This window comes from Gammaproteobacteria bacterium, assembly GCA_028817225.1.
GTDB lineage: Bacteria > Pseudomonadota > Gammaproteobacteria > Poriferisulfidales > Oxydemutatoraceae > Oxydemutator.
In genome coordinates this window covers 17,149-34,993 of sequence record JAPPQC010000011.1, presented here as the reverse complement: position 1 = coordinate 34,993, position 17,845 = coordinate 17,149, and the positions used below count along the sequence as shown (strand labels likewise).

Genomic DNA, 17,845 nt, shown 5'->3' with positions numbered 1-17,845 from the left:
GCCTCAGAAACTCACGCCGTCCCAGAAAGTTCCCTGCGCCAGGCGCGCGCCGCCGGTCAGTTTGTCGCCGCCCAGTTGCGCCAGCAGTTCCATCAGGCGCGCCGCGTTGGCCCGCTCGCGTTCGCCCCAGCGCGCCGGGATGCCATCGCGGTAGCGGTCGCGCAGCGCGGTGAAGGCGGCCTCGTCGTCCACGCGCATCAGCGGGCGCAGGTGTTCCCATTCGGCGTCTTGCCTCAGCAGTTTGCCGCGCGCCTTGCGCGCGGCGGCGTTGAAGCGGGCGACGATGCCGGCGTGTTCGCGCGCCCACGGCTCCTTGAAGACATAGCCGACCATCGGCGCCGCGCCGACGCCGAGACCGGCGACGACATCGCGGATTTCCAGCAGCCGCCGATAGCCCGCGGCCTCGAGCCGCGCGCAGTAGTGCCAGAAATTCAGCACCGCGTCGAGTTTTTCGTGCTCAATCTGCCCGTTCAGCAGCGGCGGCGCCGCGTAGCGCACATCAAACGCCTCCAGCGGGTCGAAGCCGTGCTGTTTTTGCGCCCACGCGCGCAGCAGCAGCCAACTTTTGTCGTAGGCGCCGCCGGCGACGCCGACGCGCAGCCCGCGCAGTCCGCGCAGGTCTGCGGTGGCGCTGCCGGCGGGCGTCATCACTGCGCCGAGCGAGAACGAATAGGGGATGAAACTGAAGGGCTTGCCGCTGGCGCGCTCGCGCGACACCCACACCCAGTCGGTTACGATCATGTCCACTTCGCCGCTCTGGAACACGATGTGCGCGGCCTGCTTGTTGGCGAACTCGCGCACTTCAATGGCGATGCCCTGTTCGCGGTCGAGCGCGTGGCGGCGGATGGTGTCCAGTTCCCAGTTGACGGTGCCGAATTTCAGCGTGCCGATGCGGACGACATCGGCGGCGCCGAGCGGCGCGGCGGACAGCGTCAGCAAAAGTGCCAGCAAAGGCGTCAGGCGGGTTCTGTTTGACATGGATGAATCCGGTGTTGCGGGCGGCGCGGTTGCCCGGCGCCCGTTTGTGTTGCTATTATAGCCCCTGAACACGATGACGACGATGGACGAAAGAAGGCGCGCCCGCTGCGGTTCGGGCGGCATCGTGCCGGCGGCGCTGGCGGCGGTGTTCGCTGCCGGCGCCCACGCGCAGCCTCCGCACGCCGCGCCCGAAGGCTGGCCGTGCGTGCAGAGTTATGTGCCGACGGTCTCCGCCGGCAGGTTCTGGACCGGCGAACTGCCCGGCGACGGCGGTTGGCAGGGCGAGCAGGACATCCTGCTGCTGGCCGAGGAGTTGGTCAGCCGCAAGTTCACGCTTGAGGAAAGCCTTGACAAGGCCAGAAAGTTTTTCGCCGCGCCCGAAAACGCGACGCGCGCGAAAGCCGGGTTGCTGGTGGGCGCGCTGACCGGGGCGGTGAACCGCGAGCGCGGCAAGGTGCTGGACGGAATCAGGCGCTTCGGCAAACGCCAGCAGATGATGGCCGGGCGCATTGAAGGCCAGGCGAAGAAACTCGAGCAGATGGAGGGCGCCGGCGACGCCGACGAGGCGGAACTGGAAGACTTGCAGACGCGCCAGAAATGGGACATCCGCGTCTTCGAGGAGCGCGAAAGAATGATGAGCCACCTGTGCGAGCAGCCGGTCGTGCTGGAGCAGAGGTTTTTTCAGGTCGGGCGCACCGTCGTATCGCTGCTGCAAGGGTTCGGCGGGTAAGGCCGCACCCGCGCGGCGCCGGTCAGTGCGCCGGCGAGTCGGTTGACGGGGGGGCGGCTTCGGCGTCCATCCTGCCGTACGGGCAGCGGACATTCTCGAAATTGATCAGCACCGCGTTGAACGACGGCGTCGGCGCGCGCACGCGGTGGCGGCGCAGCCATTCGTACTGGATGTCGTAGGCCTGCAATTCGCGCGCCTTCCAGGTCAGGCAGTCGTTGACCATCGTCGGCGCCTTCATCTGGTCCTGCACATAATGGACGAGTTCGTGCAGCAGGATGCTGCGCGCGTGCGGGTTGTTGATGAAGTCCTGGTTGTCCGCCAGATAAACGAGTTTGTCGGTGTTGGAAAACCAGCCATAGACCTCGCAGGCCTGCCCGTCGCAGGCCTTGCGCGCCAGTTCGGACTGCGGGATGACGCGGATTTCCGGCGCCTGAAAGTCAATGCCGACGGTGCCGGTCATTGACTGAATGAACAGCATCAGCGACGCGACAATCTTGCCTTGCGCCGCGAGCAGTTCCATGCCGTCGCCCGGTCGCGGGCCGGTTCAGGCGGATGAAACCGGCCAGGTTGCGGTGTAGGTTTTCTGGCGGGAATCCACCGCCTTCGCCTGCAGGATGTCACCGGCCCTTTTCGGCTTGTAGGAAAAGTCGAAACTGGGGTTCTGGCTGAAAGTAATGTCGCCCTTCACCGCGAACACCTGTTCGCCGTCGGCGTTGGCAATCTCGACGGTCTCGATGTAATGCGGCGGAATGAAGAGCATGGATATCTGGTCCATCTGCATTCCGGAATTGTTGGGGTGCAGCACCGACAACTGAAAGCCGTGCGCGTCGCCGTCGCCGGCGCCCTTGCGCGCCAGTTCCATCCGGCCCATCTTCAGTTTTGCCATCGGGTCGTTGTCCATCGGCGGCGCCGAGCAGCCGCCGGACGCCTTGACGAAGGCCTTGTTCATGTAGAGTTCGCCGCGGTTGGTCTCGGAAATCACGCGCACATGGCTGTATTCGTTGACGCGGATGCGGGTGCCGATTTCCGCCGTGCCGTTTCTCGGCGACAGCGTGAACACGCCGCCGACCGGCGACGGGTTTTTGTCCACCACGAGATAGTGTTTGCGGATGAAGTAGTCGGCCTTTTGCGGCGCCGCCGGAACAATCCGCACCGAGACATCGCCGCCGTTGGCCGGGCGAACCGGGGCCTCAATCTTGACGAATTCGCCGCCGTCGAGCACCGGCCTGTCCTGGAAAAGAAATTCCCGGACCTCGCGCCATGCCGCCTGGTCGTCTTCAGCGAAAGCGGGCCGGAATTTGAGCGCCGCCGCCGCCGCGACTCCCGAAGCAAGAAATCCGCGGCGTGTGATGGTTGTTGCCATTGATGTTGCCTCCAAAATCGAAAATGGTTCAGTGTATTATAGCACGGCAACGCACTTGTCCACCCTCGCCGGGGCGGGCCAAATACTTGCGCTATTTCAATCACTTTGCGAGGAAAACACGCTGTGAAACAACTTCCACAAGATGGCCGTGGCCGCAGGCTGCGTTGAACGGACGCGCAAGCCGGGTTGAGCCGCGCCCGCCGCGTGAAGGCGACAGGTCGGTTCCGGTGAACAGGAGGCGTTTTCTGGGCATGGCAGCCAGTTCGATGATGATGGCGGCTGCCGGCAGCGGTCGCATTGGCGCCTCGGATGGGCGCCATGCCGCGGCGATTGTCGCCGACCCGTTGTTTCTGGAACACTGGCTGGAGGAGGGCCACCCCGAATCACCGGCCCGTTACCGGGCGGTCATGGCCGGCCTGGAACAAAGCGGCCTGCTGGCAAAGGCCGCGGCGCTGGCGCCCGCCACAGGCATTGAACCCGCGGTGCTCGCGGTTCACACGCAGGCGCATATTAACCAAATCCGGGGCCTTTATGGCCGTTCGCACGATGTCGCGCTGCGCGCCGTCGGCGCCGGCATCGCCGGTGTGCGCGCGGTCTGCGACGGGCGCGCGGCGCGCGTGTTCTGCGCCACCCGCCCGCCCGGCCACCACGCGCTCAACACCGGACGTGAGGAGGGCTTTTGCTTCTACAACACGGTGGCCGTCGCCGCCCGCTACGCGCAAAAGAGATACGGCCTCGGAAAAATCCTGATTGTGGACTGGGACTACCACCACGGCAACGGCACCGAAGCCGCGTTCTACGAAGACCCGTCGGTGCTGTTCTTCTCAACCCACGACTACCGCGCCTACCCCGGCACCGGCAGCCCGGCGAGGAAAGGCGAGGGCCGGGGCCGGGGCTACAACATCAATGTCCATCTTGATTGCGGCGCGAAAGACGGCGACATCATCACCGCCTTCGAGCGTTTCCTGCTGCCGGCGGCCCACCGCTTCAGGCCCGACCTAGTGCTGGTGTCGGCGGGCTTCGACAGCCGCAAGGACGATTTGCTCGGCTGCTTCGACATCACCGACGCCGGCTTCACGCGCCTGACGCAAATCGTCCGCGAACTGGCCGACGAACACTGCGACGGACGCCTCGTGTCGCTGCTGGAAGGCGGCTACAGCCTGCCGGGCCTCGCCACTTCAACCACCGCCCATGTCGCGGCGCTGTCGGCATCGGCGTAGGCGCCAACTTCCACCGCCGGATTGGAGGCGGCGGCCAATCATCGCTTCTCTCACGGCCTGCTTACTGTGGCTTGGGAAGGCACTCCACCCCGGCAGGGGGTTGGGGGCCGCCATTAAACGGAAAGTAGGTGCCCTCCTGTGGCCAGGTGAGGCGCGCCCACTGCGTGAACTGGAAACGTGCTCCGGCGTTGAATGCATGGTAGTAGGTACTCGCGTTATAAATGATGTCGCCATTCTTGACGGGCATAAAGTTGTGTGGGAACTGACTGCTGAGATCCGATGAAAACTTGATTTTCAAGCCGGAGTAGTTAATCGGGCCAATCCCGTAACTTTTGGTGTCATACTCATAGCCATTTAAACCCTTCAAAATATCGGATTGTGCGGTTTTGGACACTCCCATCGGATCCAGTCCAAAATACAGTTCCTCGGCCTGATGGCAGTGAGCCGGGTAAATCACGCCGGCGGTCAAGAACCTCTCCGTCTCCTTGGCCTGGCCTTGCAATGTCAAGCCGATGCTGGCTTGCAGCGGCGGTTTCGGGCCCTGGCCGGTCAGCTTCTGCAACCAGGCGTATGAGGCGGGGAAATTTGCAGGCGTGACGATGTCATCATAATACAGCCTGCCTGTCACAGTGTTGGTTGTGTACAGCCCGGCTGTATTGAAAAAACCCGCACCGTCACAAACGATGCAGGCATAGATATAATAATCCTTGAAGCTTTCCTTGAGTTCTGAATGCGCCGAATCAATATAGGACCAGCCCCACATCAGATTGCTGAAAATATTGCTTGCGCTGCTGCCCTCGTCCTGGGCGAGAGACCGCATAATTTCAATGGCGAAGGCGTCATATTCATCCAGTCCCGTTGAAGTTGTCGGCAGACTGGCGGCGACGATGCTGAATTGCTGCACCAATTCTCCCATCTGGGTGCCCAGGTAGGATGGAATCTGGAAGGGTGTTGCACTGCCCGGATTGGTGATTGTCGTGGCCTTTATTACCTGTTCGGTTTTCGCGTTGGCATAGTTCTCATACACATCCGGAGGAGAACGAAAACAACAATCGTTCATCGTGCCGGTGGTGATTACATCAATCACCTCGGACATATGCAACAATGCGAGATTGTTGGTCAGGCTTGTGGGGGCGCCCACAATGACACGAGATAAATTGGGGAACTTGCCGGCGCGCACATTGTCAATGAATCCCTTGTAAGTTTCGAGATAATTAAAAACATTGCCTTTCAAGTCGGCTTGTGCGGGCAATGCATACACACACAAAATACAAACTAAAATCAACTTTTTCATTGTTCTCCCTCCAGAGTGGTATGAGGAAGGCAAAATACCAGAAAACCGCATGATGTCAAAATTGCCCAATCGTGAGCCCGGTCGTTCATGGGCCGTGCATTCCGGCGGCGCCCGGACGGGCGCGTTTCTGAGGCAACAGCCGGTGAATTTTCGGGTATATAATGGGGTATATAATCCTGTTTTTGTGCGGGCGGGCAATTTGCGGTCTGCGGGGATGTTATGAAGTTGCTGGCAAAGACTTTTTTTGCGGTGTTTTGTTTGTGCGCGGCTTGCGTCGTGGCGGCGGACAATCCGCGTGCGCTGAATTTCCGGTTGTTTGACGCGGCCGGCGAGGGCGACCTGGAGCGGGTTCGGCAGTTGCTTGACGAGGGCGCCCTGGTTTTAGCGCGCAACCGGTTCGGCAACACCGCGCTGATTTACGCCGCGCGCGCCACGGCGGGCGTTGTGCCGCCCGTGCAGGCTGTCGGCGATTTGTGATAGTCTATCGGCCTTTCTGAAGGCTTCATCAACCAACGGGACAGACTCAATGAGCGGATTTTTCTCCAAGGAGAGCATCATCGCCGGGCCGGGCTTCAACCGCTGGCGGGTGCCGCCGGCTTCGATGGGCATTCATCTGTGCATCGGCTCCGTCTATGCGTGGAGCATCTACAATCCGGCGTTGACGAAAGTGGTGGGCGTGGCCGCCTCCAGCGCCGACGACTGGACGCTCGGCGAAGTCGTCTGGATTTTCACGGTCTCGATTCTGTTTCTCGGGCTTGCCGCGGCGTTCGCCGGCAAATGGCTTGAGGAAGTCGGGCCGCGCACCGTCGGCATCGTCGCCGCCAGTTGCTGGGGCGGCGGCTACCTGGTCGGCAGTCTCGGCATCCTGACGCACCAGTTGTGGCTGGTGTATCTCGGCTACGGCGTCATCGGCGGCGCCGGCCTGGGGCTTGGCTATGTGTCGCCGGTCAGCACGCTGATACGCTGGTTCCCCGACCGGCGCGGCATGGCCACCGGCATGGCCATCATGGGCTTCGGCGGCGGCGCGATGCTGGCGACGCCGCTGAAAGAGTATTTCCTGACCAAATTCCACCGCGCGCCCGACTACCTCGGCCCGGTCGCCGACATGGAACTGGTGACCGAGGCGGGCCGGCGTTTCGTCGAAGTCGGCGGCGAGATGAAAGAGGTCGTCGTCGTCGGCGCCGGCGAGGTTGCCAACATGATCGTCCCCGGCGACGCCGGCGTGTACCTGGTCGGCACCGGCTCGGCGGGCGCCGCCGGCACGTTTCTTGTGATGGGGCTGATTTACTTCACGGTGATGATCATCGCCGCGCTGAGTTACCGGCTGCCGGCGAAGGACTGGAAACCGGAAGGGTGGACGCCGCCGAGCGCCGAGGCCGCCGCCAAAAAAATGATGACGCAGGAAAACGTCCACATTGACCAGGCGCTGAAAACCCCGCAGTTCTGGCAACTGTGGATTGTGCTGTGCTTCAATGTGACGGCGGGCATCGGCGTCATCGGCGTCGCCAAGACGATGGTCGTCGAGATTTTCGGCACGACGCTGCCCAACATCGTGGACGGCGCCTTCGCCGCCGCCTATGTGCTGATGATCAGCGTTTTCAACATGATCGGGCGCCTGCTGTGGGCGAGTTCGTCCGACTTCATTGGCCGCAAAAACACCTACTGGATCTTTTTCGTCGGCGGCATCCTGCTCTACCTGTCGGTGCCGTTCACCGCGCAGCAGGTCAGCGTCAACCCGGCGGTGTTCTGGCTGGTGTTCTTCTACGCGGCGACGATGATCATCTTCACTTTCTACGGCGGCGGCTTCGCGACCATTCCCGCCTATCTGGCCGACATCTTCGGCACGCACCATGTCGGCGGCATCCACGGGCGGCTGCTGACGGCCTGGAGCGCCGCCGGCATTTTCGGCCCGCTCGCCATCACGACGCTGCGCCGGCATTCGCTGAGCGACGCGATTCACGAGATGGCGGCGAAAATCAGCCCCGAAAAATTCGCCGAGACCTTCGGCGCGGGCATCGGCCAACTTGACCTGCTGATAGAGAAAAAGACCGTTACCCTGGCCAAATTGCTTGAAATCGCGCCGCCCGGCACGATTGACCCGACCCCAAGCCTTTACAATAGTACAATGTATCTGATGGCGTTCCTGCTGCTGCTGGCGCTGATTTCCAACGCGCTGATGAAGCCGGTTCACTCCAGCCATCACATGGAAGCGGGACAGAAAGCGCCCTGAACAGAATCAACCCAACCCTATGGAGGAGAAACCATGAGTGCAACAGCAGAGGCGGTTGAACTGGAAAGCTACACGCGACAGTTCATCCGGGAGCCCAGAAAGATGCTGATAGGCGGCCAGTGGATGCCGTCGGCGTCGGGCAAAACCTTCGATGTGGTCAACCCGGCCACCGAGGAAGTCATCGCGCAGGTCGCCGAGGGCGAGAGCGAGGACATTGACCGCGCCGTCAAGGCCGCGCGCAAGGCGTTTGAATCCGGCCCGTGGCCGGAAATGACGCCGTCGGCGCGCGGCAGGCTGATTTCGCGGATTGGCGACCTGATACTCGACAACCTCGATGAATTCGCCGAACTCGAATCGCTCGACAACGGCAAGCCCATCACCATCGCGCGCGTCGCCGATGTGCCGCTGGCGGCGGACATGTTCCACTACATGGCGGGCTGGACGACCAAGATGCACGGGCAGACGATACCGCTGTCGGTGCTCTACACGCCGGGCGCGAGGTACCACTCCTACACGACACCCGAACCCGTCGGCGTGGTCGGCCAGATTATCCCGTGGAATTTCCCGATGCTGATGGCGGCGTGGAAACTGGCCCCGGCGCTGGCGACCGGCTGCACCGTCGTGCTCAAGGTCGCGGAGGAAACGCCGCTGTCGGCGCTGCGGCTCGGCGAAGTCCTGCAGGAAGCGGGCCTTCCCGACGGCGTCGTCAACATCGTCACCGGTTTCGGCGAGACCGCCGGCGCCGCGCTGGCGTCGCATCCCGGCGTGGACAAGGTGGCCTTCACCGGCTCGACCGAGGTCGGGCGCCTGATCGTCAAGGCGGCGGCTGCGGACCTGAAAAAGGTGTCGCTTGAACTCGGCGGCAAGTCGCCGAACATCGTGCTCGACGACGCCGATCTCGACACCGCCATTCCCGGCGCCGCCAACGCGATCTTCTTCAACCACGGCCAGTGTTGCTGCGCCGGTTCGCGTCTCTACGCCTCCGACAAGATCTTCGACAAGGTCGTCGAGGGCGTTTCCGAGGCGGCGTCGAAGATCAAGGTCGGCCCGGGCCTCGACCCCGAGACCGAGATGGGGCCGATGGTTTCGAAGATTCAGCACGAGCGCGTCTCGGGCTATCTCGAAGCCGGCGCCGCCGAAGGCGCGCGCGCCGCGGTCGGAGGCCGCAAGAAAGACGGCGCCGGCTACTTCATCGAGCCGACGGTGCTGGTGGACACGAAGCAGGACATGAAGGTCAACCAGGAGGAGATCTTCGGTCCCGTCGTCACGGCGATGCCGTTCAAGGGCATGGACGAGGAACTGGTGCGCCGCGCCAACGACACCGTCTATGGCCTCGCCGCCGGCATCTGGACGCGCGATGTCAGCAAGGCGCACACGCTGGCCGCGCAACTGCGCGCCGGCACGGTGTGGGTCAACTGCTACAACATCTTCGACTCGGCGCTGCCGTTCGGAGGCTACAAGCAGTCCGGCTGGGGCCGCGAGATGGGCGAGGCGGTGCTCGACAACTACACCGAGACCAAGGCCGTCACCATCGGCCTTTCCTGACAGCCGTCAACCATTGCCCCCCGTGTCCGCAAGGGCCGGGGGGCAATTTTATTTTCAACGGGACAATCCATTGATGACAGAGCGGGCCTACCCGCCGCCCGCGCAAATCGCGGCGGGCGCGCACATCAACGAAGACACCTACCGGCGCATGTACCGCCAGTCCATTGAGGCGCCCGAGGCTTTCTGGGCCGAACAGGCGCGCGCCTTCCTCGACTGGTCGCGCCCGTGGGACAAGGTGCTGGAATGGGATTACCGCGAGGGGCTGATACGCTGGTTTGACGGCGCCGAACTCAATGTCTGCCACAACTGCCTTGACCGCCACCTCAAGCGCCACGGCGACCGCACCGCCATCATCCAGGAAGGCGACGACCCGTCGCAATCGCAAACCCTGAGTTACCGCGAACTGCACGCCCGCGTCTGCCGTTTCGCCAACGCGCTGAAAGACCGCGGCGTGCGCAAGGGCGACCGCGTCTGCATCTATCTGCCGATGATCGCCGAAGCCGCCGTGGCGATGCTGGCGTGCGCGCGCATCGGCGCGATACATTCGGTCGTGTTCGGCGGCTTTTCATCCGAATCACTGGCCAGCCGCATTCTCGACTCGGACTGCCGCGTCGTCATCACCGCCGATGAGGGCGTGCGCGGCGGCAAGACGGTGCCGTTGAAGCGCAATGTGGACGAGGCGCTGGCCAAATGCCCCGAAGTGCGGCTGGTCGTCGTCGTCCGCCGCACCGGCGGCGCGGCGCCGTTTCACGAGGGCCGCGACGCCTGGTATCACGAACTGTGCGAGGCCGCCGCCGCCGACTGCCCCGCCGAGCCGATGGCCGCCGAAGACCCGCTGTTCATCCTCTACACCTCCGGCTCCACCGGCAAGCCCAAGGGCGTGCTGCACACGATGGGCGGCTACCTGCTCTACGCGGCGATGACGCACAAATTCAGTTTTGATTACCGCGACGGCGAGATTTACTGGTGCACCGCCGATGTCGGCTGGATCACCGGGCATTCGTACATTGTGTACGGCCCGCTCGCCAACGCCGCGACGACGCTGATGTTCGAGGGCGTGCCGACGCACCCCGACGCCTCGCGCTTCTGGCGCGTGGTGGACAAGCACCGCGTCAACATCTTCTACACCGCGCCGACCGCCATCCGCGCGCTGATGCGCCTCGGCGACGACCCGGTGAAGCAGACCGACCGCTCCAGTTTGCGCGTTCTCGGCACCGTCGGCGAACCGATCAACCCGGAGGCGTGGCAGTGGTATTACGATGTCGTCGGCGACGCGCGCTGCCCGGTGGTGGACACCTGGTGGCAGACCGAGACCGGCGGCCACATGATCACGCCGCTGCCGGGCGCGACGACGCTCAAGCCCGGTTCGGCGACGCGCCCGTTCTTCGGCGTGTGTCCGGCGGTCGTGGACGACGACGGCAACCAACTCGAGGGCGCGTGCGAGGGCAACCTCGTCATCACCCGCCCGTGGCCGGGGCAGATGCGCACCGTCTATGGCGACCACCGGCGTTTCATCGAGACCTATTTCAGCGCCTTCCCCGGCAACTACTTCAGCGGCGACGGCTGCCGCCGCGACGGCGACGGCGACTACTGGATCACCGGGCGCGTGGACGATGTCATCAATGTCTCCGGCCACCGCCTCGGCACCGCCGAGATTGAAAGCGCGCTGGTGCTGCACGAGCGCGTCGCCGAGGCCGCCGTCGTCGCCTTCCCGCACGAGGTCAAGGGGCAGGGCATACACGCCTTTGTCACGCTGATGGCGGGCGTCGCCGGCGGCGGCGCCATCGAGTCCGAACTGCGCGCCCTGGTGCGAAGCGAAATCGGCGCCATCGCCGTGCCCGATGTCATCCAGTGGACGCCGAACCTGCCGAAGACGCGCTCCGGCAAGATCATGCGCCGCATTCTGCGAAAACTCGCAAGCGGCGACACCGAAAACCTCGGCGACACCTCAACGCTCGCCGACCCGTCGGCGGTCGAGGAAATCGTCGCCGCCCGCCGTTCCAACCCCAACCAACAGGAGGCTCAATCAACATGAACCACAACACAGGAATCCTTGCGCTGTCGCTGGCGCTGTCTTTCGCCGCCGCCGCGCCGTCGCAGGCCGGCGACGCCGAGGCCGGCAAGCAGGTCTTCATCAAGTGCGGCGTGTGCCACACGCTGGAGAAGGATGTTTCCAAGGTCGGCCCGAGCCTCCACGGCGTCTTTGGCCGCAAGTCGGGAACGCTCGCCAGTTACGCGCTCTTCACCGACGCGATGAAAAACGCCGATGTCGTCTGGAACGACGACACCATCCGCCAACTCGTCAAGCAGCCGCGCACCTTCATCGAGGGCACGCGCATGATTTTCCTCGGCCTCAAGGACGACAAGCAGATTGACGACTTGCTGGCCTACCTGAAAACCGCGCAGCCGCCGGCGGAGTAGGCGCCGGCGGAGCGGGCGGCGCCGCTACCCGCCCTTGCGCCGGATGCCGAGCAGCCCGCGCGACGGGTCGTAGCCGATGACGGCGAGCGCGATGAACAGCGCGGTCGTCGCCAGCACCACCGAGAAGGCCTGCGCGCTGAACGAGGTGTAGAGCGAGAAGCGAATCAACTCGACCGCGTGCGTGAACGGGTTGTAGTTGCAGATGTGGTACAGCAGCACGCTCGACTCCTTGATGCGCCACAGCGGGTAGAGCGCCGACGATGTGAAGAACATCGGGAAAATGACGAAATTCATGATGCCGGCGAAGTTCTCCAGTTGCTTGATGACCGACGACAGAAACAGCCCCAGCGAGCCCAGCATCAGCCCGGTCAGAAACAGCGCCGGCAACAGCGCGGCATAGCCCGCCGCCGGCGGGCGCACATCCCAGAACCACGCCACCAGCAAAAACACATACACCTGCAACACCGAAATCGCGGCGCCCGCCGTCAGTTTGCTGACCAGCAGATACCAGCGCGGCGCCGGGCTTGTCAGCAGGACGCGCATGCTGCCCATCTCGCGGTCATAGACCATGGAAAGCGAGGTCTGCATGCCGCTGAACAGTTGAATCATGCCGATCAGGCCGGGCGTGATGTATTCCTCGTAGAGCACATAGGTCTCGTACGGCGGAATGATGGACACGCCGAGCACCGAGCGAAAACCAGCGGCGAAGATGAACAGCCACACCAGCGGCCTGACCAGCGCCGCGATGAAGCGCTCGCGCTGCTGGATAAAGCGCAGCATCTCGCGCCGCACGATGCCGGCGGTGAAATGAAAGAAAGCGGCGCCCGACAGGCGGTCGGCGCCTTTGTCAGTGCTCTTGTCGGCGCCCTTGTCGGCGTGCGTTGTCATGCCGGATGGTTCACAGAAAGGACGCCAGTCGGCTTCTCATTTCGGCGGGTTCGGCGCAACCGGCCAGCGCGCCGGCGGCGCCGGTCTTCATCAGGCGGCCCTTTTTCAGCACCAGCAGCGCGTCGTCGGCGTGCACCTCGTCGAGCAGGTGCGTCGTCCACAGCGCCGACAGCCCGCGCCCGCACAGCGCGCGCACATGCCCGAGTATCGCCTCGCGCCCCGGCACATCAAGGCCGAAAGTCGGCTCGTCCAGAATCAGCAGTTCGGGGCGGTGCATCAGCGCGCGCGCGATTTCCACGCGCCGCGCCTGGCCGCCGCTGAGATGGCGTATCTTGTCGTTCATGCGGTCGTTCATGCCGAGGCGCGCGGTTTCCTCCCCGGCGCGCTCGCGCGCGAGGCGCGGCGACATGCCGTGCAAACTCGCCGAATAACGCAGGTTCTGCCACACCGTCAGGTCGGCGTCGAGCGAACGCTGCTGAAACACGACGCCGATGCTGCGAAGCGCCCTTGAAGGCCGCCTTTTCAGGTCGTGGCCGCAGACGCTGATGCGCCCGTCGCGGCTGTGGTAGAGGCCGGTCAGCAGCGAGAACAGCGTCGTCTTGCCGGCGCCGTTGCTGCCGAGCAGCACCGCGAACTGGCCGCGCTCGACCGTGAAGTCAACCGAATCAAGCGCCCGGAAGCCGCCGTAGTTGTGCCCCAGCCCGGCGACCGCGAGGGCCGGGCCGTCAGCCACCGGCGCGTACCGCAACGCCCCACGGATAGCGCCCCACCGCCACCGACTTGACGACGCGCAGGTCTTCGGTGTCAATCACCGAGATGTCGTTGCTGACGCCGTTGGTGGTGTAGAGCCTTTTCTCGTCGGGGCTGAAAGCCAGTTGCCACACGCGCGCGCCGACCAGCAGGTATTTCTCGACCTCAAAGGTCGCGGCATTGATGACGGCGATGCGGCTCGCCGGCCCCAGCGCGACGAACGCGAAGCGGTCGTCGTTCGTCAGGCGCACGCCGACCGGCTGTATGGATTCGGCCTTGACGCCCGGCAGCGAGAACGAGATGGTTTTCAGCACCTTGCGCGTCGCCGTCTCGATGACACTGACGGTGCCGCCGACCTCGGCGGAAACCCACACCTGCCCGCCGCTGTGCGTGAATTCGGCGAAGCGCGGGCGGCTGCCGACCAGCACATTGTCAAACACCTTGAAGGTGGCGGTGTTGACAAAGTGCGCCATGTTGGTCGTCTCCGAAGTGTTGACCAGCGTCTTGCCGTCGGGGCTGATGCCCATGCCCTCCGGCTCGACGCCGACCGGAATCTCCTTGATGATGCGGTTGCGCCCGATGTCAATCACCGAGATCATGTTGTCGTCCTCGTTGGCGACATAGAGTATCGAGCCGTCCGGCGACAGCGTCATCAACTCCGGGTCGGGGCCGGACAGCAGCGAGCCGGTGACCTTGCGGCTGTCGAGATCAATAATCTGAATTTCGTCGTCGTCGCTGGCGCACAGGTAGAGAAGTTTCTGGTCCTTGCTGACGGCGATGCCGCGCGGGCGCTGCCCGACCTTGATCAGGTCAACCACCTCGAGCGTTTCGCTGTCAATGACGCTGACGGTGTTGTCCTTCTCGTTCGAGACATAGATGGTGTGCGCCGTCGCCGCCAGCGCCGGCGGCGCAATCTGCGCCCCGGCCAGCGACACAGCCAGCACCGCGGCCAGCGCGACTTTTGCGGGTTTTGCCTGGTTTTTCATGGATTTTCCTCGCTGTTCACGGTGTTTCGCCGAGTTTGCATTGCGACTCCGGGCGGTCGTAGCCCATTGTATCCAGCACCGAGCGCTGGTGCAAGAATTGGCGCTGCGGCGACACCGACACCACCGATGTCGGCGACACCAGCAGTATCGGCTGGCGCAGTTGCCGGTTCCATTTGCGGAACGACATTTTCTGCCCCTTGTAACCGGCCAGTTCAAACGCATCGCCGCGGATGTAGTCCGCGATTTGCGCGTGGCCGGTCGAGCGGCTGCGGGTCACCGCCTCGCCGATGGCGCGCACCGCCGACCACACGCCGTAGTCCTTCTCCGACATGCGCCGCCCGTGGTTTCTCAGAAAGCGGCTCTGAATCTGCGCCGCGCCCCATTGTTCGTGCGTGCGGTGCCAGGTCACCGGCTTCAGCCCCTGGGTGCCGGCCACCGGGCGCGGCTTCCAGGTGCGGTAGGCCAGGTATTCGCCGAACTCGCCGACGACATCGGCGACGATGAGCACATCATAGTCCACATCCTGCGTGAACACCGGCACCGTCGAGGCCGCCGTTCGCCGCATGTCCGGCCCGTATTCCCATTTTTTGTCGGCGGCGATTTTGCCGCCGAACTTTTTCGCCGCGCGGCGCACGGCGGCGGCGAAGCCGGTGTCGTTGGCGCGCTGTCCGACGACCAGAAACCATCGCGGCCATTTGCGCGCAATCAGGTATTGCGCCAGCGCGTCGGCGCGCATTGAATGGCTGGGCGTGATGTGCAGGATGTTGCGGCGGCATTGCCTGGTACGCAGCGTGTCGTCGCCGGCGCCGACATTGTAGAACCACGACTCGCGCCCGGCGCCGGAGTCGGCCAGCGCCAGCAACTCGTCGGCGGCGACATCCACGATAAACTGCCGCACGCCGCGCGCGTGCAGTTCGCGCAGCGCCCCGCCGGCGTCGCCGTCCTCGCCGAGGACGACGGTTTCAAGTCGGTAATGGTGGCCGAGAAATTTTCCGGTGGTGTTGTTGTCGGTGATGCCCTGCATGCCGCCGAGCGCGCCGTCGTCGGCGGGCGGCGGGTCGAGGTTGGACAGTTTCGGCAGTTTTTCCGCTTCTTTTTTCAGGAACGCGATATCAATCGTCTCGACCGCCGCCGCCGCGCCCGCCGCCAGCCACAGCGCCGCCGCCAGCCACCGCGCGCCGCGCGCCGTCATGCGCCGCGCCGCCATATCGCCGGCAACGGTTTTCGCGGCGACGGTTTTTCACCGTCGGCGAGTTCCGCGGCCAGTTGCTGCGGCGCGCCGATTTCGCCGAGCGCGAAGCCGCAGACAACGCGGTATTTGTCCTCGTCCACGCCGAGCGCCGCGCAGACCTCGTCGCGCTTGATGCCGGCCATGCCGTGCGTGTAGAGGCCGAGGCGCCGCGCTTGCAGCGTCATCGCCATCCACGCCGCGCCGCAGTCGAACACCGCCGACGCATTCGGCTTGCCGTTGTGGTCGAAGTGCAGGCGCGCGAACAGAAAGCCCAGCAGCGACGCGCTGTGCGCCCACCCCTGGTTGCCCTCCACCAGCAGGTTCAGAAACACATCAAAGTCCGCCGCGCCGCTTGAAGCGGTGACAAACAGCCACGGCTGGTCGTTGTAGCACGACGGCGACCAGCGCGCCGCGTCGAAAATCACGCGCAGCGTCTCCTCCGGCAGTTCGCGCCCGCTGAACGAACGCGGCGACCAGCGCTCGTAAAACAGCGCGTCGGCCTCGGCGTCTTCCTTGCGCCGCCGGTAATCCACAGTGTCCGCAGTGTTGAATTTTTTCATGGTTTGTTCCCCAAAAGAGCGTTGCGGTGCTGATTATAAGACAATCCGGGTTGCGGTGAAAAACAGGTGAATGTTCAGTCCGGAACGCCCGGCATCACGCAGGTTTCATCGCCGTCAATCCGTTCAGAAACCTTTGTCAGTATTGATTTTCCGCGTTTCTTTGGCATAATTACAGTGTCAGTGGCAGCAGTGTCAGTGGCAGCAGTGTCAGTGGCAGCAGTGTCAGTGGCAGAAAATTCATTTGTTTAACATCTTTTAAGGAGATTTGCACAATGGAAGCAAAAATGACGAAAATGCCGGCGACACAGGAAGCTCTGGCTGCGATGGTGGCTTTGTGCTATCAGACGGACGCGGATTTCCGCGCCGAGTTTGACAAAGACCCGAAAGCGGTGCTGTCGAAGCTTGCCGGCCTGGAAATACCGGCTGGCTCGAAGATTGTGGTTCACCGCAACGACGACAAGTGTTGGCACATCTCGCTGCCGTCGGCGGCGAGAACGGGCGCGATAGGGGATGAAGATATTTCCTCGGTGTCCGGCGGCGCGCGGCATGATGTGGCCTGGAGCGACCTGGGGGATCCTGCGTTCTGGGGAGTGTCCCCGGCCGAGGGAGAAAGGTACAAGCAAGGGATGGATGCAGCGCACGAGAGAATGTTTGGCATGATGGGACTCTCCATGCCGGATAGTCTCCGTTTGGGGGGAAGGGAGTAAATCCCGGCTAAAACCCAAAACCCGCGGTGGCACAGCCACCGCGGGTTTTTTTTGCGCCGCCGGCGCAAGACAATCCAGGCTCACGATTTACCGGGGAGCGCAAGCCTCCAATTTTTTGGCAGGCCCATTTGTTTTGGTGGAATTTCAGGGTATTCAGCAAGCAGTTCTTCCCCCCGGTTGTGCCATGCGAGAAGCAAGTGAATGTTCAGTCCGGAACGCCCCGGCATCACGCAGGTTTCATCGTCGTCAATCCGTTCAGAAACCTTTGTCAGTATTGACTTTCAGCGTTTTTGCGGCATAATCACAATGTCAGTGGCAGCAATGTCAGTGGCAGCAATGTCAGTGGCAGCAATGTCAGTGGCAGCAATGTCAGTGGCAGCAATGTCAGTGGCAGCAATGTCAGTGGCAGCAATGTCAGTGGCAAAAATTCATTTGTTTAACATCGTAATGGAGATTTGCACAATGGAAACAAAAATGACGAAACTGCCGGCGACACAGGAAGCCCTGGCTGCGATGGTGGCGCTGCGTTATCAGACGGATGCGGATTTTCGCGCCGAATTTGACAAAGACCCGAAAGCGGTGATGTCGAAGATTACCGGCCTGGAAATCCCGGCTGACTCGAAGATTGTGGTTCACCGCAATGATGACAAGTGCTGGCACATCTCGCTTCCGTCGGCGGCGAGAACGGGCGTGCTGAAGGATGAGGATATTTCCTCGGTGTCCGGCGGCGCGCGGCATGATGTGGCCTGGAGCGACCTGGGGGATCCCGGCTTCTGGGGGATATCACAAGAGGACAAGACAAGGCACCGGCAAGCGATGGGTCGGGCGTACGACACCATGGTGGATTTTCTGGTTCCCGAAGATCGCCAGCACAGACTCGGCGCGAACCCGTACACAGGGTGAACCCGTTCTGATTCAAAGGATTTGAAGTCCGGCCAAAAC

Annotated in this window: 18 protein-coding genes; 9 read left to right on the top strand and 9 right to left on the bottom strand. The window is 63.3% G+C overall.

What is annotated here, in order from left to right:
* Positions 1 to 3: 3 nt before the first annotated feature.
* Entirely contained in the window at positions 4 to 978 is a 975-nt protein-coding gene (locus OXU50_01125) for an ABC transporter substrate-binding protein (protein MDD9868494.1), read from the bottom strand.
* A 73-nt stretch (positions 979 to 1,051) separates the two neighbouring features.
* Here OXU50_01125 and OXU50_01120 point away from each other — a divergent pair, with 73 nt between their 5' ends.
* Positions 1,052 to 1,708, top strand: a complete 657-nt coding sequence (locus OXU50_01120) for a hypothetical protein (protein ID MDD9868493.1) — start codon at positions 1,052 to 1,054, stop codon at positions 1,706 to 1,708.
* Positions 1,709 to 1,730: 22 nt separating this feature from the next.
* Here the strand turns inward: OXU50_01120 and OXU50_01115 are convergent, their stop codons facing one another.
* Positions 1,731 to 2,228, bottom strand: a complete 498-nt coding sequence (locus OXU50_01115) for a hypothetical protein (GenBank protein MDD9868492.1) — start codon at positions 2,226 to 2,228, stop codon at positions 1,731 to 1,733.
* A gap of 24 nt (positions 2,229 to 2,252) precedes the next feature.
* Entirely contained in the window at positions 2,253 to 3,071 is an 819-nt protein-coding gene (locus OXU50_01110) for a quinoprotein dehydrogenase-associated SoxYZ-like carrier (GenBank protein ID MDD9868491.1), read from the bottom strand.
* 251 nt (positions 3,072 to 3,322) lie between these two features.
* Between OXU50_01110 and OXU50_01105 the strand changes: the two genes are divergently transcribed.
* A complete protein-coding gene (locus tag OXU50_01105; GenBank protein MDD9868490.1) occupies positions 3,323 to 4,291 on the top strand; it encodes a histone deacetylase in 969 nt (322 codons plus the stop codon).
* Positions 4,292 to 4,352: 61 nt separating this feature from the next.
* Here OXU50_01105 and OXU50_01100 read toward each other — a convergent pair whose 3' ends face one another.
* Positions 4,353 to 5,585: a hypothetical protein gene (locus OXU50_01100; protein ID MDD9868489.1), complete on the bottom strand. Its 1,233-nt coding sequence runs from the start codon at positions 5,583 to 5,585 to the stop codon at positions 4,353 to 4,355.
* A gap of 312 nt (positions 5,586 to 5,897) precedes the next feature.
* Between OXU50_01100 and OXU50_01095 the strand changes: the two genes are divergently transcribed.
* The 5 genes from OXU50_01095 to OXU50_01075 all read left to right on the top strand — a co-directional run bounded on the left by OXU50_01095 (position 5,898) and on the right by OXU50_01075 (position 11,781).
* A complete protein-coding gene (locus OXU50_01095) occupies positions 5,898 to 6,062 on the top strand; it encodes an ankyrin repeat domain-containing protein (GenBank protein ID MDD9868488.1) in 165 nt (54 codons plus the stop codon).
* Between the two features lie 49 nt (positions 6,063 to 6,111).
* Positions 6,112 to 7,815: an OFA family MFS transporter gene (locus OXU50_01090; protein MDD9868487.1), complete on the top strand. Its 1,704-nt coding sequence runs from the start codon at positions 6,112 to 6,114 to the stop codon at positions 7,813 to 7,815.
* A gap of 33 nt (positions 7,816 to 7,848) precedes the next feature.
* Entirely contained in the window at positions 7,849 to 9,360 is a 1,512-nt protein-coding gene (locus OXU50_01085) for an aldehyde dehydrogenase family protein (GenBank protein ID MDD9868486.1), read from the top strand.
* Between the two features lie 73 nt (positions 9,361 to 9,433).
* The gene (acs, locus tag OXU50_01080) at positions 9,434 to 11,395 is read left to right on the top strand and encodes an acetate--CoA ligase (GenBank protein ID MDD9868485.1); all 1,962 of its coding nucleotides are present in this window, start codon (positions 9,434 to 9,436) and stop codon (positions 11,393 to 11,395) included.
* A complete protein-coding gene (locus tag OXU50_01075; GenBank protein ID MDD9868484.1) occupies positions 11,392 to 11,781 on the top strand; it encodes a c-type cytochrome in 390 nt (129 codons plus the stop codon). The genes acs and OXU50_01075 overlap by 4 nt, the downstream gene beginning before the upstream one ends.
* Positions 11,782 to 11,805: 24 nt before the next feature.
* On the opposite strand, the gene OXU50_01070 is transcribed toward OXU50_01075, so the two are convergent.
* From OXU50_01070 to OXU50_01050, 5 genes are read right to left on the bottom strand one after another with little or no spacing between them, the layout of a single operon-like run.
* Positions 11,806 to 12,669: an ABC transporter permease gene (locus tag OXU50_01070; GenBank protein ID MDD9868483.1), complete on the bottom strand. Its 864-nt coding sequence runs from the start codon at positions 12,667 to 12,669 to the stop codon at positions 11,806 to 11,808.
* 10 nt (positions 12,670 to 12,679) lie between these two features.
* A complete protein-coding gene (locus tag OXU50_01065) occupies positions 12,680 to 13,402 on the bottom strand; it encodes an ATP-binding cassette domain-containing protein (GenBank protein MDD9868482.1) in 723 nt (240 codons plus the stop codon).
* Positions 13,395 to 14,405: a PQQ-dependent catabolism-associated beta-propeller protein gene (locus tag OXU50_01060; GenBank protein ID MDD9868481.1), complete on the bottom strand. Its 1,011-nt coding sequence runs from the start codon at positions 14,403 to 14,405 to the stop codon at positions 13,395 to 13,397. The genes OXU50_01065 and OXU50_01060 overlap by 8 nt, the downstream gene beginning before the upstream one ends.
* Positions 14,406 to 14,421: 16 nt before the next feature.
* Positions 14,422 to 15,597 (bottom strand): ABC transporter substrate-binding protein, encoded by a 1,176-nt coding sequence (locus OXU50_01055; GenBank protein ID MDD9868480.1) that lies wholly within the window; start codon positions 15,595 to 15,597, stop codon positions 14,422 to 14,424.
* Positions 15,594 to 16,196, bottom strand: coding sequence for a nitroreductase family protein (locus OXU50_01050; protein MDD9868479.1), 603 nt, complete (start codon positions 16,194 to 16,196; stop codon positions 15,594 to 15,596). The genes OXU50_01055 and OXU50_01050 overlap by 4 nt, the downstream gene beginning before the upstream one ends.
* A gap of 272 nt (positions 16,197 to 16,468) precedes the next feature.
* On the opposite strand from OXU50_01050, the gene OXU50_01045 reads away from it, so the two are divergent.
* Together OXU50_01045 and OXU50_01040 are read left to right on the top strand one after the other, a co-directional pair.
* Positions 16,469 to 16,903 (top strand): hypothetical protein, encoded by a 435-nt coding sequence (locus tag OXU50_01045; protein MDD9868478.1) that lies wholly within the window; start codon positions 16,469 to 16,471, stop codon positions 16,901 to 16,903.
* A gap of 201 nt (positions 16,904 to 17,104) precedes the next feature.
* On the top strand, positions 17,105 to 17,806 hold the full coding sequence (locus tag OXU50_01040; protein ID MDD9868477.1) for a hypothetical protein: 702 nt from the start codon (positions 17,105 to 17,107) through the stop codon (positions 17,804 to 17,806).
* The last annotated feature ends 39 nt before the right edge of the window (positions 17,807 to 17,845 follow it).